We start from the raw sequence: 12945 nt of genomic DNA, 5'->3' as shown, positions 1-12945 counted from the left end.
TGTGACCTCTGTCACGGTCTTTGCCCTGTCGTAGGCGTAGTTCCGCCATAAAAAATGCCTATAAGTGTAAAGATCAGACTTGATTCATTTCCAGGGCCATCGTCTCGAGGGTCCAAGGCGTCATGACGACGGAGCGATAAATGCGGGTTCGTACTCTTTCATGCCTCATTCTGCTGGCGGTCGGTCTTGCTGCCTGCAGTTCCGCCCCCGGTGGCAGTCAGGGGACATGGGGAAGCCAGTTCGGTGCCAGCACCTCCGGTGTGGCAGAAGACGAAGCCAGCACGGCAATCGCTGTTCTTGTGAACAACGAATTCGGCCAATCCCTCGAAAGCTCTGATTATAAGGCCGTTGCGGAGGCCCAGAAACGGGCGCTGCGCGCACGTGCCAACGGCGTTGCCGTCTCCTGGCAAAATGAGGAAACCGGTCGCAGCGGCCAGGTTCGTCCCGGGCCGGTTTATCAGGTCAACGACACATCCTGCCGGGAATTTACCCACGAGATGATCCTGAATGGCGCGGCTCTGACCTCGCGCGGTACGGCGTGTCGTCAGGAAGACGGGTCCTGGAAAACGCTCACCTGACTGCTGCACAAACGCCGGGGAAATTGCCTGCTGGCCGCGCTTTCATGATTTACCAAACGTTATTCGAGCGATAGTGCGAGTTTCCCCTGCGCCCAAGGGAATGCTACGCGAGTGACACGACGCTAAAGCCTGCGCTGTAGGCTCCTTGAGAGCCTCTCCCTAAGTTACTGTCACCGAATACATTTCCCGCTGCCCGGTTGCAACGCGGTCGCGGTTTCTCAACCTTTGTTTAAAGGTCTGCAGATATCGTCCGGTCTGGGCGGCGCACGTTTATGTCAGCGGAAGATGTCAGAAACCGAGATTGTTACCAACAAGATACGAAGGTATTTGCAAGAGCTCTCTCCGCGGGCTGTGGAAACACTTGTGCGGAATCTGGAGCGTGCAAAGAAATCCGGTTCTGCCGACGCTCATATTGAATTGATACTCGCGGCGTCGCTAGATCTTCTTCGAAAACCTGATCCACAACTTGACGATTTGCCGCGCGGTGTCCTGCGCCGCAATCAGGTTCAGCGTCTTTTCTTCACACCGCTTGACGAGTTCCTGATCAACGAACACCTGCCGACCAAACAGGAGGGCCGTGTCAATCGCGCGGTTCTCAACCGTGTCTGGCAGTGGATCGGCCGCGATGTCCTGCCAGGTGACGTCAAACGCGTGCTGGACCAGGCCGAACAGGACACCATCAGCGAAGAGCGGATGGAAACGTTGGTCAAAAGCCTGCGCAAGAGCTCTGTCGAGGCCGTCGGCGATGTCCTTCACAAGATCGAGATTTCCGACAAGGACCGCCGCCGTCTCGGCATGGAAGTGGGCGGAGAACGCGGTATCGATGAACTCAAGGACATCAACAAGATTTTTGCTGCCGAAGGCTGGTTGATGCCATTCCTGAACGCAGTGCCTGAAAGCCTTGACGAGGCCGGTCTCAAGACCGGAAAGGGCGTTCTAAAACTGGTTGAAAAGGCGTCGACCCGTTTTCCTGATCATATCCCGGTCGTTGCTGCGGCTCTTTTGGAACGTGCGGACACACCTTCTGCCCTATGCTCTCTTGCCGGACGTCTGGCGCGAACTGACGATGCCAAGGCCATTGGCAACTCAAAGTTTTCTCCCTTCGTCGATGTGGTGCTGAGCGAAGCCGAACGGTTGAACATCCTTGCTCACGAGCACCGCAACAATAATCCGGATCCTGTCGCGTTCTCCCAGGCCTTGTCAGAGTACCACAGCCTGGTGCGGGGCGTTGAACTCGACATGGACCTGTCCCACGCCGGGAAGTGGCAAAAACGTCTGTCGGCGACCAAGAAGGACATTTCGGAGATTGTCACGAGCGAATTGCAAAATGCGCATGGTGCGGTCCGGCGCTCACTGATGATCCCCGGCTTTGATGAAGCCGGAGAACTTGATCAGGACCAGACTGTTATCGACGATGCTGTTCGGGCGCTTCGGGTGGTTGTCATGGTCCGTAATGCCTCGCAGACCTTTGCAGTCAACGACATCGGCAAGCGGACGCGGCAGGCGGTCGAGCAAACCCTAGAAATCCTGACAAGGTCGCTGATCAGCGAGCTTCACAAGACGGATGGCAAGGCGAGGGAAGCTCATCTTGCTGCGGTCGATGTGGCCATTATGCTGTCGGAGATTTACTTTGGCGGCGAGTATGCACAGCAACTTCGTCGAAGCCGACAGACAGCCTTGAGCACCAAGATCATAGCAAAGGCTGAAACCCTTGCGCCTGGCCCTGCCAAAAAGGCCGCCGTCGGGCAGATGCGCCGGCAGTAGATTTCTGCCTCGGCCTACCTTCTGCGCCAGTCTTTCCGCGACGGCTGGTCACATAGTCTTGCGCTTGCCTTCCTGACGCGGTCGCGCTCTATAGTGCTCCATGATGTTCTGGATCCTGATTGCCGTCATGACGGCTGCTGCCGCCCTGTCGATCCTTGTGCCACTGGCCCGCAGTGCGCGCGCGGAAGAAGCCGTGGAGGCCGAGCAAACCGCCGACACGGCAGTTTATCGCCAGCAACTTGCAGAAGTTGACCGGGATCTCGAGCGCGGATTGATCGAAGCCGAAGCCGCCGTTGCCGCGCGAACTGAAATCTCCCGTCGCCTGTTGGCCGCCGATGAACGCCGGCATGGCAGTGAGACCGGAAGCAAGAGTGGTGCATTGCTGCGCGTTGCCATGGTCACCGCGCTCGTCGTCCTGCCGCTTGGTTCCTTCGGGCTCTATCTGTATCTCGGGTCGCCTGATCTGCCCGATCAGCCGCTTTTCGCGCGCCTGTCGGAACCGGCGGAAAACCAGTCGGTCGACGTACTTGTCGCCCGCGTCGAACGGCACTTGTCAGAAAATCCGCAGGACGGCCAGGGCTGGAGTGTTGTGGCGCCCGTCTATATGCGCATGGGCAATCCGAAGGCGGCGGCCAACGCGTACGCCAACGCAATCCGTCTTTTGGGCGCGACAGCCCAACGGGAAACGGACTTCGGCGAAGCTCTGACCGTTGCCAATGACGGCATCGTTAGTGTCGATGCCCGCGCTGCTTTCGAGCGCGCCGTTGCGCTTGAGCCGGACGCCGTCAAACCCCGTTTCTTTCTTGCGCTTGCCCTTGGTCAGGAAGGCAAGTCAGAAGAGGCAATTGCCTCCTGGTCATCCCTTCTTGAGGGCGCTGACCCCGGTGAAGCCTGGGTTCCTGTCGCTCAGGCGGAACTTGCCAAGCTTGGCGGAACGCAGATGGCAGGCCGGCTTGGGTCAGGGGAGGTTCTTCCCGGGCCAAGTTCTGAAGACGTTGCAGCTGCAAGCGACATGACGGAGCAGGACCGCACAGCCATGATCTCCGGGATGGTCGAGGGACTGGCTGAGCGGCTCGATGATACCGGGGGGACTGTTGACGAATGGCTTCGGCTGATCCGGGCTTATACCGTTCTGGACGAAGGTGATAAGGCGGCGGCGGTGCTGACAAAAGCCCGAAAAGTGTTTGCAGAAGATACTTCGTCCTTGGGACGGATCAATGAAATGGCCGAAAAGGCAGGTATAGAAGGCTCCTGAGGGGCAGAGCTTTCGACTACGAGGAAACGGACGCAAACATATGACAAGAAAACAAAGGCGCCTGACCATGATCGGGGTCGCCGGAGCCGTTTTGGCGGTTGCGGTCGGTCTTATTCTGTTCGCGCTGAACGATCAGATCGTCTTCTTCCAGAGCCCGACAGACATTGCCGAAAAGGCGATCCCGCCTGGCCAGCGCATCCGTCTTGGCGGCCTGGTCGAGGAAGGTACGGTTGTGCGTTCCGATGATGCCAATGTGTCTTTCAAGGTAACCGACACGGTCAATTCCGTCGCCGTCACCTACAAGGGCATTCTTCCCGATCTGTTTCGTGAGGGGCAGGGCGTCGTGACAGAAGGTGTGATCGATGCGCGAGGCGTCTTCGTTGCCGATAACGTGCTGGCCAAGCATGACGAAAATTATGTGCCCAAGGAAGTCGCGGAGGCGCTCAAGGAACAGGGCGTCTGGCAGGGAGAATGACCCTTTCCGCCCATGCTGAACCTGTTGTCGGCAAGCTAGAAACGGGAACGTGAGAACACGCCATGATCGTTGAACTTGGACATTATGCTCTCGTATTGGCTTTTGCGCTGTCGCTCATCCAGTCGGTGCTGCCAATGGTTGGTGCTGTGCGCGAGGACAGCCGGCTTATGGCGATCGCTCCGCCTGTATCGGTCGCTCTCTTTATGCTGGTCGCGGTGTCTTTTGCCGCGCTGACGGTTGCCTACCTGTCTTCGGATTTTTCTGTCGTAAACGTTTGGGAAAACTCTCACTCTGCCAAGCCGCTGATTTACAAGATCTCCGGTGTCTGGGGCAATCACGAGGGCTCTGTCCTGCTCTGGGTCCTGATCCTGGTGTTCTTCGGTGCGCTTGTCGGGTTCTTCGGCACCAACATTCCAGCGTCGCTTCGTGCTGCGACCCTGGCTGTGCAAAGCTGGGTCACCGCAGGCTTTATCCTGTTCATTCTGGCCACCTCCAATCCCTTCAACCGGATTGTCCAAGCGCCGCTTGAGGGCAATGGCCTCAATCCGATCCTTCAGGATATCGGCCTCGCAATCCATCCGCCGCTGCTCTACATCGGTTACGTCGGCTTCTCGATCACCTTCTCCTTCGCCGTTGCTGCCCTGATTCTGGGGCGGCTTGATGCAGCCTGGGCGCGGTGGGTGCGGCCCTGGACCCTTCTGGCGTGGGTGTTCCTCACCGCCGGCATCGCGATGGGATCCTACTGGGCCTACTATGAGCTCGGCTGGGGTGGCTGGTGGTTCTGGGATCCGGTCGAGAACGCCTCCTTCATGCCATGGCTCGCAGGCACCGCTCTCTTGCATTCTGCCATCGTCATGGAAAAGCGTGATGCGTTGAAGGTCTGGACCGTCCTCCTCGCAATTTTCACCTTCTCGCTTTCGTTGCTGGGCACCTTTCTCGTGCGATCGGGCGTGTTGACCAGTGTCCATGCCTTCGCGACGGATCCGGAGCGCGGCGTCTTTATCCTCGTGCTTCTGTGTCTCTTCATCGGAGGCTCGTTGACGCTTTATGCCTGGCGAGCGCCAATGCTCAAGCAGGGCGGTCTGTTCGCGCCGATCAGCCGTGAGGGCGCGCTGGTCTTGAACAACCTCTTCCTCACGGCCGCGACCGTCGCCGTTTTCGTCGGGACGCTCTATCCGCTTGCTCTGGATGTCATCACCGGTGAGAAGATTTCCGTTGGCGCGCCATTCTTCAACCTCACCTTCGGGCCTTTGATGATCCCGCTGCTGATTGCAGTGCCGTTTGGGCCGGTTCTGGCTTGGAAACGCGGTGATCTGCTTGCAGCCAGCCAGAGGCTTTATGCGGCCTTTGGCATTGCCATCCTAGCCTGTCTCTTCACGCTTTGGCTTTGGGGCCTGGAGCGTGTCTTGGCGCCTCTTGGCGTCGGCCTCGCTGTCTGGGTCATGACCGGTGCCATCGTCGAGATCCTGACGCGAGTGAAACTCTTCGAAGTTGGACTGTCTCGAGGGTTCTCGCGGCTGAAGGGCTTGCCGGGCTCTGCCTGGGGCACGTCCATCGCTCACTTCGGCGTCGGCGTGACGGTTCTGGGCATTGTCACCGCATCCGCATTCCAGGAAGAGCGGATCCTGACAATGAAGCCGGGCGAAAATGTCGAACTCTCCGGCTATGAGCTGACCTTTGATGGCGTGGTGCCACGCAAGGGACCGAACTACCGCGAGGACGTCGGGCATTTCACCGTGCGGACCGGCGGCACCATCGTTGAGAAGATGGAGCCGTCCAAGCGGCTTTATACAGCGCGCCAGATGCCGACCACGGAAGCTGCGATCATGACCTCATGGTTCTCGCAGCTCTATCTTTCCCTTGGCGAGGGACGTGACGACGGTGCGGTGGACGTGCGTGTCTACTTCAAGCCGCTTGTGACGTTAATCTGGATTGGCTGCATGATCATGGCCTTCGGCGGGCTGGTCTCCATTGCCGACCGCCGCCTTCGCGTCGGGGCACCCAAACCGGCGCGGCGTGCCGCGCCGTCCCCTCAGGCTGCGGAGTAGACCAGATGAAGCTCAAGTCCTTCTTTGTGGTCTTCGCCCTGGCGTTCATCTGGCTCGGTTCGGCCTTGGCGGTTGCACCTGACGAGGTGCTGGACGATCCCGTCTTGGAGGCGCGTGCCCGCGCACTGTCGGCCAATCTGCGCTGTATGGTGTGTCAGAACCAATCGATCGACGACAGCGATGCGCCTCTGGCCAAGGATTTGCGGGTTCTGGTGCGCGAGCGCCTTGTCGCCGGCGACAGCGATGCCCAGGTCATGGATTATCTGGTGTCACGCTATGGCGAATTTGTCCTGCTGAAGCCGAGGTTTGCCTGGCACAATCTGGTGCTTTGGGCAGCGGGTCCTGTCGCCCTTCTGGCTGGCCTTGTGGGTCTCTTTCTCGCAATCCGCCGCCGAAAGAGTGGGGTGTCGGAGACCGTGCCGAAGCCCTTGAGCGACGAGGAGCAGGCCCGTCTCGACAGGCTTCTGCAAGAACCTAAAAGTTAGCAGGATTGACGCTTCACAAGAGCCCTAGGCCGCTTCGCCGTTTACGGAAGTCAACTTGTACTTCATCAGTTCAAGCAGCCGCTTGGCATCGGTCGGATCAAGAACGTGGTAATTGGTCAGCCATTTGTTCCCGGTCGATGGTGGGAACTTCAGATGATGACACCGACATGTGCAAATGCCCGAGTAGGAGGTGTCGTCAATGTTTGACGCCCGGCAGAGTGTTGCGATGCCGGACGAATCGAAGCGGTTCATCAGGCTCAGAACATGCTTGTGTTCCAGGCCCGAGACCACCGAGAGCATCAGGGTGATGTCGTAGAGGTTCTTTTCCATCGCCATCTGCGAGATGGCCTTGGTCAGGGTTACCTGGCCTGACTTGATGCCCATCATCCACTGTCGGACAGCAATGCGGACCTCTTTCTTTTCAATCGGCGGGCCCGTCATGGCCTCGCTTTCGTCCTTGAACAGATCCTCAAGCAGCTGCTCGTTGGACTTGCGCAGATGGCGTACCTTTTCGCCCATCTGTTTCGGCAATTCCTTGACGACTATCTCGAAGTCTTCTGGCGTCATTTCGGCGCCGAGATTGAGCGCCAGGGACTTGTGAACGGCCTTGCCGCCGCGGTCGATAAGTTTCTTGGTCAGCCGACTGCTGAGATGATCACGCTTGGCGATCTCCAGCATGTGTTCCTGACTGGTTTCCGAAGCAAGTGTGAGAAGGTCACTCTCTTTCAGGGATTTGGATTCGGCGATCATCCTGCGGGCAATGGGCAGATCGTCCCGGGCGACCTTGGCCGCCAACACTGACGAGGTCGCATCGACATCAGTCAGGCGGTCGGAGATCTTTTGGCGTTCTTCGGCCGGAAGCTTGTCGTAGACACCTTCCAGAATCCCGTTGTAGGTCCCGATTTCTTCGCGTCTTTGAAGGCGTGCTCTCTCGACAAACTGCGTTGTCACGTGTTCGACAAGCTTCTTTTGCTTGTCGCTAGAGATGTCCTTTGCCTGTTCTATAAGAGAATCGAGCATGATCCGACCAGTTCCAATCTAGTCTTGAGTGTAGATTCGAAAATCTTCACAATTGGATAAAATAGCGTTCAAAGATTGGTAATTTTTGCAATCATCGTGTGGCCCGTCGGAGACAGTCGCACGACTGACCAGGGGGCACATTTTCGTTATGTGCAATTGACTTGCGACCTCGAGATCGCGACTTATTTCAAGGCCAGATTTGCAGCGGGCTGGATGTTCCGCATGTCAAAATTGCGAGGGAACATGGCAAACAGGGCACGGAAGCTGGAGTTTGAAGGGGCACACGGCGTAAAGCTGGCGGCGCGCCTTGATAGGCCGACCGGAGATGTGCGTGCCTTCGCACTCTTTGCGCATTGTTTCACCTGTTCCAAGGATATCGCTGCCGCGCGTCATATTGCCGAAGCCTTGATTGCCGAAGGCATTGGCGTTCTGCGGTTTGATTTTACAGGTCTGGGAGGAAGTGGCGGGGATTTTGCCTCAACCGACTTTTCCTCCAATGTCGAGGATCTGAAACATGCAGCTGCTTTTCTGACCGAGCACTATCAGGCGCCGCAATTGCTGATCGGGCACTCCCTTGGTGGCGCCGCTGTTCTGGCGGCTGCGGGCGACTTGCCCGAAGTCCGTGCCGTGGCGACGATCGGGGCGCCCTCTGATGTCGGTCATGTCCTGAAGAATTTCGAAGGATCGCTTGATGCCATTCGCGAGCAGGGCGAGGGGAAGGTCATGCTCGCCGGCCGAGAGTTCACAATTCGCAGGGAATTTGTCGAGGATGCCACCGGCCAGGTCCTGTCCCGGAAGATCGAAAGCCTCGGCAAGGCGCTCCTGGTTATGCATGCACCTGGAGACGAAACGGTTGGTATAGAAAATGCCACCGAGATCTTCGTCGCGGCCAAGCACCCCAAGAGCTTCGTGTCGTTGGACACGGCAGATCATTTGCTGAGCGATGGAGCGGATGCGGCCTATGCGGCCCGTGTCATCTCGGCCTGGGCAAACCGGTATCTGGATGCGTCGCCGCAGGCCGCTGTCGGCAGGACTGGCGAGGGTGTCGAAGTGGCCGAGACGGGCCTTGGCAAGTTTCAGGTGGCTGTCACCAGTGGGGCGCACAGGTTGATTGCGGATGAGCCGACAGGTGTCGGCGGTCTCGACAGCGGACCTTCGCCCTACGATTTGCTGTCCAGCGCCCTGGGAGCCTGCACGGTCATGACCCTGCGCATGTATGCCGACAGGAAGGGCCTGCCGGTCGAGCGCATTTCGACGACCGTTGTCCATGGCAAGGTGCATGCGGCTGATTGCGAGGATTGCAGCGAGGCGCATCGTGGTCAGTCCGGCCGTGTCGACCGGTTTGAACGCAGGATCTCCGTCGAGGGCGACCTCGCTCCCGAAGTCCGGGAAAGATTGCTGGAAATCGCCGACAAATGCCCCGTGCACAAAACCCTTGAGACCGGCGCGGCGATTGTGACCAAGGCGGTCGATCCCTAGGAGATCGGCCTGACTCAAGTCAGGCGGTTTCAGCCATCTTCAGGCGAACCTTGATGAAGCGCAGGACACGCTGGGCGTCGTCTTCCGACAACAGCTGATAGTCACGCATCCAGTTCTCGATCGCGTTTTTGGACAGCTTCAGGTGTGCCCCACGTGCCTTGCAGAACATATTGAACTCGCTGGTGCCGATAGATAGCGCACGGCAAAGCACCGCGACACCGTCGATCTCGTATCTGATCATCACGTTGGTGACATACTTCTGATCCAGGCCGGACATCTGGGCAAGAATGAAGGCAAGATCATACAGGTTCCGGGACAGCGAGTAGGCGAGAAAGACCTCATTCAAACTGGTCTTGCCGCTTCGAATATCCTTGAGCGCCACTTTGGCATCCAGCCGTGAGCGTTTGCGCTCGAGCGAGCCGCCCGCCACGGCCTTTCCGGCATCGTGAAAGATCTTCTCGACGAGCTTGCCGTTCTGCGCATGCAGGTTGCGGACGCGGGTCCCTTGATCCTCCGGAAGCAGGCTGATCAGTTTTTCGAAATGCTCGGCTGAAAGATCTGCGCGATGGGTCATGCTCTCGCGCAGCGGTGCGTCGCTTCCGGCCAACTTCATGAGCAGGCGCATGCCCCATTCCGAAAGTTCGGCGCCCGGGTTGTCAGCAATGGATCGGCGTACTGGCTGTTCGCCGCGCTCCAGGAGGATGTCCGTGAGCCTGCTCTCGAGATGATCGCGTTTTGAAATGGCAAGCAGGTGATCCTGTCCCTTGCTGCGGGCCAGCAGGATCAGGTCGTCGCGTGTGAGCGAATTGGAATACTGCAGCATGTATTTCGCGATGGCTGCATCATCATTCGCCAGTTCGAGCGCCAACTCATTCGGCGTTTCATCGACGTGGGCAAGCCGGGCCGAGAGTTTCGCCTTTTCCTGGGTTTCCGCTTCACGAAGGAGCTTTTTCAGAACGCCGGTGAAGAGCGTCATCTCTTCGCTGGTGTAGCGATCTGCGTCCGCAATGAAGAGTGCCGAGACCTGACCCATGAGCTCGCGACGTTTGTCGCTGCTGCTTTCCTTGGCAAGGTCGACCAATGAGTTGAGCATGAAAAAACCGAGTGTTGAACGTGTCGAGGCAACATGCCCCAGGGAACTTAAATAACTGTAAGAAAGTAGGTGTGAAATTCGATGGAATTCCATTTTTTCATGGGTGTGAATACGTAGGGGCAGGCGTTTTATTGTCAGTCTTTACAGTGACGTCGCCGGAAGGTTTCTGTCTCTTTCAGGAATGGCTTTGTCTCATCGGGGCCAGTCTGCGTGGATCTGGGTGACGTTCATGGGAAATGGCGTAGGGAAAGGCGCTGGCCTTGACGAACCGGCCAAATTCTTCAACAGAATGCAGGATGACAACACTTCCGATCCTCTATTCTTTTCGTCGGTGTCCCTATGCCATGCGCGCGCGCCTCGCACTCCAGTCGGCGGGTCTGGAGGTGGAACTGCGCGAGGTCTTGCTGCGCGACAAGGCGCCTGAGTTTCTGGCTGCTTCGCCGAGCGGAACCGTGCCCTGCCTTGATCTGCTCAACGCCAATGTCATCGACGAGAGCCTGGACATCATGCTCTGGGCACTTCGGCAGTCCGATCCCGAAGGTTGGCTGGCACCCGATGAAGGCACGCTGGACGAGATGCTGTCGTTGATCGAAACGCTCGACGGTGACTTCAAGAGGCATCTCGACCGATACAAGTATGACACCCGGTATCCCGACGCGTCTTCGGAGGGGGAGAGAGCTGCGGCCGCCGCCATTTTGAGCGATCTGGAAAAGCGTCTGGGCAACACGCCCTGGCTGTTCGGGCGCTCGGCCAGCCTAGCGGATTATGCTTTTCTCCCGTTTCTGCGCCAGTTTGCGAACGTGGACCGGGACTGGTTTGAGGCGGCGGACTGGCCGCGACTGAAGGCCTGGTTGCGGGCTTTCGAAGACAGCGAGCGCTTTGCTGCGATCATGCCGAAGTATCAGACCTGGAAGGCCGGTGATCCAGCTCTGATCTTCTCGAACAGCGCTCTTGCCAAGATTACAAAAGCTTAATCCGCCTGACAGGCGGCTGTAAGGCGACATCAAACATAGTCCGTGGTGACAGGACGGAATGCTTCATCCCCGCGAAGCGTCCATCCGTGAATTCTGACCCTTCGTCACCAAAGGACTTTAATGATGCAAAACAGCCAGACCACAGAAACCTCCCGCGGCTTGCGCTCTCGCCGGACCCGCCTGTTGGCCGGCGCAATGGCGCTCGGCGTTGCAGGCGTTCTGTCTGCCCAAACTGTCATTCCGAACCAGTTTGCCCTCGCGGACGCCGTCAAGGTCGACGTGGCCGGGCCGACCGATTTCTCTCCCGTGGTAACGGCTGTTCAGCCGGCTGTGGTGAGTGTTCGCGTCAAGCAGGAAGTCGAACCGCGCATGATGAACTTCGGCGGTGGGCGTGGCGGCAGCTTCTTTGAAGATCTGCCCAAGGACCATCCGCTGCAACGCTTCTTCCGTCAGTTCGGCGAGCAGGGCCAGTCCCAGAACCGCGGCGGCGAACGGCAGCAGCCCCGTCAGTATGGCATGTCCCAGGGCTCCGGGTTTTTCATCAGTGAAGACGGCTATCTGGTCACCAATCATCACGTCATCGACAAAGGCACCGAGTTCACCATTGTCACGGACGATGGCAAGGAATTCGACGCCAAGCTGATCGGCGCGGACAAGCGTACGGATCTTGCGCTTCTGAAAGTCGATGCCGACCGTGAGTTCACCTATGTGAAGTTCGCAGATGACGCCCCGCATGTGGGTGAGTGGGTCGTTGCCATCGGCAATCCCTTTGGCCTCGGCGGTTCCGTCACAGCAGGTATTGTTTCGGCTCGTGGCCGCGATATTGGTGCCGGACCTTACGATGATTTCATCCAGATCGATGCGCCGGTCAATCGCGGCAACTCGGGCGGCCCTGCCTTCAACATGAAGGGTGAGGTCATTGGCGTGAACGCTGCGATCTTCTCGCCTTCCGGCGGCAATGTCGGCATTGCCTTTGCCATTCCGGCGTCGACTGCGACGGATGTGATCATGGACCTGAGGGACGACGGCTCTGTCGTTCGTGGCTGGCTTGGAGTTCACATCCAGGGCGTCAGCGATGACATTGCGGAAAGCCTTGGGCTCGACGAAGCGAGCGGTGCAATTGTGGCCGATGCCCAGGACGGCGGTCCGGCCGAAAAGGCAGGCCTGAAGTCAGGCGATACCATCTTGTCCGTCGAGGGTGCCAAGGTTGAAGGGCCGCGTGAGCTGTCCAAGATCATCGCGGCTTATGAGCCAGACACGGATGTCGACATCACCGTCTGGCGCAATGGCAAGGAAAAGACCATTGAGGTTACCCTTGGAAAGCTGCCGGAAGCTGAAAAGGTTGCTTCTGCGGAGACCGTCGCCCCTGAGCGGACCAGCCTGGATGACATGGGTCTCGAACTCGTCACGGCCGATGAAGCCGGCGTCGATGGCGAAGGTGTGGTGATTGCAGAAGTCGATCCGAGTGGCGCGGCCGCCGAAAAAGGCCTTCGCCGCGGTGACCGCATCGTCGAAGTGGCAGGTACTGCCGTCAAGACGCCGTCCGATGTGGTCAAGGCTGTCGCCGATGCGGAAGAAAATGGCCGCAAGGCAGTGCTCTTCCGGATCGAAAACAACGACGCCACCCGGTTCGTGGCCCTGCCGATGAACATCGGCTGACCCTGAAACTCTGGAACCGGCGTGCCCCTGCCGGTGCCAGAGCTCCTTCGGCAAGTCCAGGCTTGATGCCCCATTCCCGCCTGAACCTGTCGAGACGTCCGGCGGCAGATCCTCA

At 58.4% G+C, this 12945-nt stretch carries 11 protein-coding genes; 9 read left to right on the top strand and 2 right to left on the bottom strand.

Features of this window, described 5'->3' with window-relative positions:
* The first annotated feature begins 140 nt into the window (after positions 1-140).
* From ABJZ52_RS04680 to ABJZ52_RS04655, 6 genes are all read left to right on the top strand, one after another.
* Positions 141-578, top strand: coding sequence for an RT0821/Lpp0805 family surface protein (locus ABJZ52_RS04680; RefSeq protein ID WP_348190367.1), 438 nt, complete (start codon positions 141-143; stop codon positions 576-578).
* 363 nt (positions 579-941) lie between these two features.
* Positions 942-2342, top strand: a complete 1401-nt coding sequence (locus ABJZ52_RS04675; RefSeq protein WP_348190370.1) for a hypothetical protein — start codon at positions 942-944, stop codon at positions 2340-2342.
* A gap of 100 nt (positions 2343-2442) precedes the next feature.
* A complete protein-coding gene (gene ccmI / locus ABJZ52_RS04670; RefSeq protein ID WP_348200035.1) occupies positions 2443-3597 on the top strand; it encodes a c-type cytochrome biogenesis protein CcmI in 1155 nt (384 codons plus the stop codon).
* Between the two features lie 40 nt (positions 3598-3637).
* A complete protein-coding gene (gene ccmE, locus ABJZ52_RS04665; protein WP_348190375.1) occupies positions 3638-4072 on the top strand; it encodes a cytochrome c maturation protein CcmE in 435 nt (144 codons plus the stop codon).
* 62 nt (positions 4073-4134) lie between these two features.
* The gene (locus tag ABJZ52_RS04660) at positions 4135-6120 is read left to right on the top strand and encodes a heme lyase CcmF/NrfE family subunit (protein ID WP_348190378.1); all 1986 of its coding nucleotides are present in this window, start codon (positions 4135-4137) and stop codon (positions 6118-6120) included.
* 5 nt (positions 6121-6125) lie between these two features.
* The gene (locus ABJZ52_RS04655; RefSeq protein WP_348190381.1) at positions 6126-6605 is read left to right on the top strand and encodes a cytochrome c-type biogenesis protein; all 480 of its coding nucleotides are present in this window, start codon (positions 6126-6128) and stop codon (positions 6603-6605) included.
* A 24-nt stretch (positions 6606-6629) separates the two neighbouring features.
* Here the strand turns inward: ABJZ52_RS04655 and ABJZ52_RS04650 are convergent, their stop codons facing one another.
* On the bottom strand, positions 6630-7625 hold the full coding sequence (locus ABJZ52_RS04650; protein ID WP_348190384.1) for a DUF2336 domain-containing protein: 996 nt from the start codon (positions 7623-7625) through the stop codon (positions 6630-6632).
* A gap of 243 nt (positions 7626-7868) precedes the next feature.
* Between ABJZ52_RS04650 and ABJZ52_RS04645 the strand changes: the two genes are divergently transcribed.
* The gene (locus ABJZ52_RS04645) at positions 7869-9104 is read left to right on the top strand and encodes a bifunctional alpha/beta hydrolase/OsmC family protein (protein WP_348190397.1); all 1236 of its coding nucleotides are present in this window, start codon (positions 7869-7871) and stop codon (positions 9102-9104) included.
* A 19-nt stretch (positions 9105-9123) separates the two neighbouring features.
* On the opposite strand, the gene ABJZ52_RS04640 is transcribed toward ABJZ52_RS04645, so the two are convergent.
* Entirely contained in the window at positions 9124-10197 is a 1074-nt protein-coding gene (locus tag ABJZ52_RS04640; protein ID WP_348190387.1) for a DUF2336 domain-containing protein, read from the bottom strand.
* A 296-nt stretch (positions 10198-10493) separates the two neighbouring features.
* Here ABJZ52_RS04640 and ABJZ52_RS04635 point away from each other — a divergent pair, with 296 nt between their 5' ends.
* Both ABJZ52_RS04635 and ABJZ52_RS04630 read left to right on the top strand, forming a co-directional pair.
* A complete protein-coding gene (locus ABJZ52_RS04635; protein ID WP_348190389.1) occupies positions 10494-11171 on the top strand; it encodes a glutathione S-transferase in 678 nt (225 codons plus the stop codon).
* Between the two features lie 120 nt (positions 11172-11291).
* Positions 11292-12830 carry a Do family serine endopeptidase gene (locus ABJZ52_RS04630; RefSeq protein WP_348190392.1) on the top strand — a complete coding sequence of 513 codons (1539 nt, stop codon included), beginning with the start codon at positions 11292-11294 and terminating at the stop codon, positions 12828-12830.
* The last annotated feature ends 115 nt before the right edge of the window (positions 12831-12945 follow it).

Source organism: Roseibium sp. (assembly GCF_039982295.1).
Taxonomy (GTDB): Bacteria; Pseudomonadota; Alphaproteobacteria; order Rhizobiales; family Stappiaceae; genus Roseibium.
Note: the sequence above shows the minus strand (reverse complement) of the source record. Positions and strands in the feature narration are given on the sequence as shown.

Excerpts from the sequence above, each read along its gene's own strand:
- ABJZ52_RS04680 (WP_348190367.1), top strand. The coding sequence starts at position 141 with ATGCGGGTTCGTACTCTTTCATGCCTCATTCTGCTGGCGGTCGGTCTT.
- ccmI (WP_348200035.1), top strand. The coding sequence starts at position 2,443 with ATGATGTTCTGGATCCTGATTGCCGTCATGACGGCTGCTGCCGCCCTG.
- ccmE (WP_348190375.1), top strand. The coding sequence starts at position 3,638 with ATGACAAGAAAACAAAGGCGCCTGACCATGATCGGGGTCGCCGGAGCC.
- ABJZ52_RS04660 (WP_348190378.1), top strand. The coding sequence starts at position 4,135 with ATGATCGTTGAACTTGGACATTATGCTCTCGTATTGGCTTTTGCGCTG.
- ABJZ52_RS04655 (WP_348190381.1), top strand. The coding sequence starts at position 6,126 with ATGAAGCTCAAGTCCTTCTTTGTGGTCTTCGCCCTGGCGTTCATCTGG.
- ABJZ52_RS04650 (WP_348190384.1), bottom strand. The coding sequence starts at position 7,625 with ATGCTCGATTCTCTTATAGAACAGGCAAAGGACATCTCTAGCGACAAG.
- ABJZ52_RS04645 (WP_348190397.1), top strand. The coding sequence starts at position 7,869 with ATGGCAAACAGGGCACGGAAGCTGGAGTTTGAAGGGGCACACGGCGTA.
- ABJZ52_RS04640 (WP_348190387.1), bottom strand. The coding sequence starts at position 10,197 with ATGCTCAACTCATTGGTCGACCTTGCCAAGGAAAGCAGCAGCGACAAA.
- ABJZ52_RS04635 (WP_348190389.1), top strand. The coding sequence starts at position 10,494 with ATGACAACACTTCCGATCCTCTATTCTTTTCGTCGGTGTCCCTATGCC.
- ABJZ52_RS04630 (WP_348190392.1), top strand. The coding sequence starts at position 11,292 with ATGATGCAAAACAGCCAGACCACAGAAACCTCCCGCGGCTTGCGCTCT.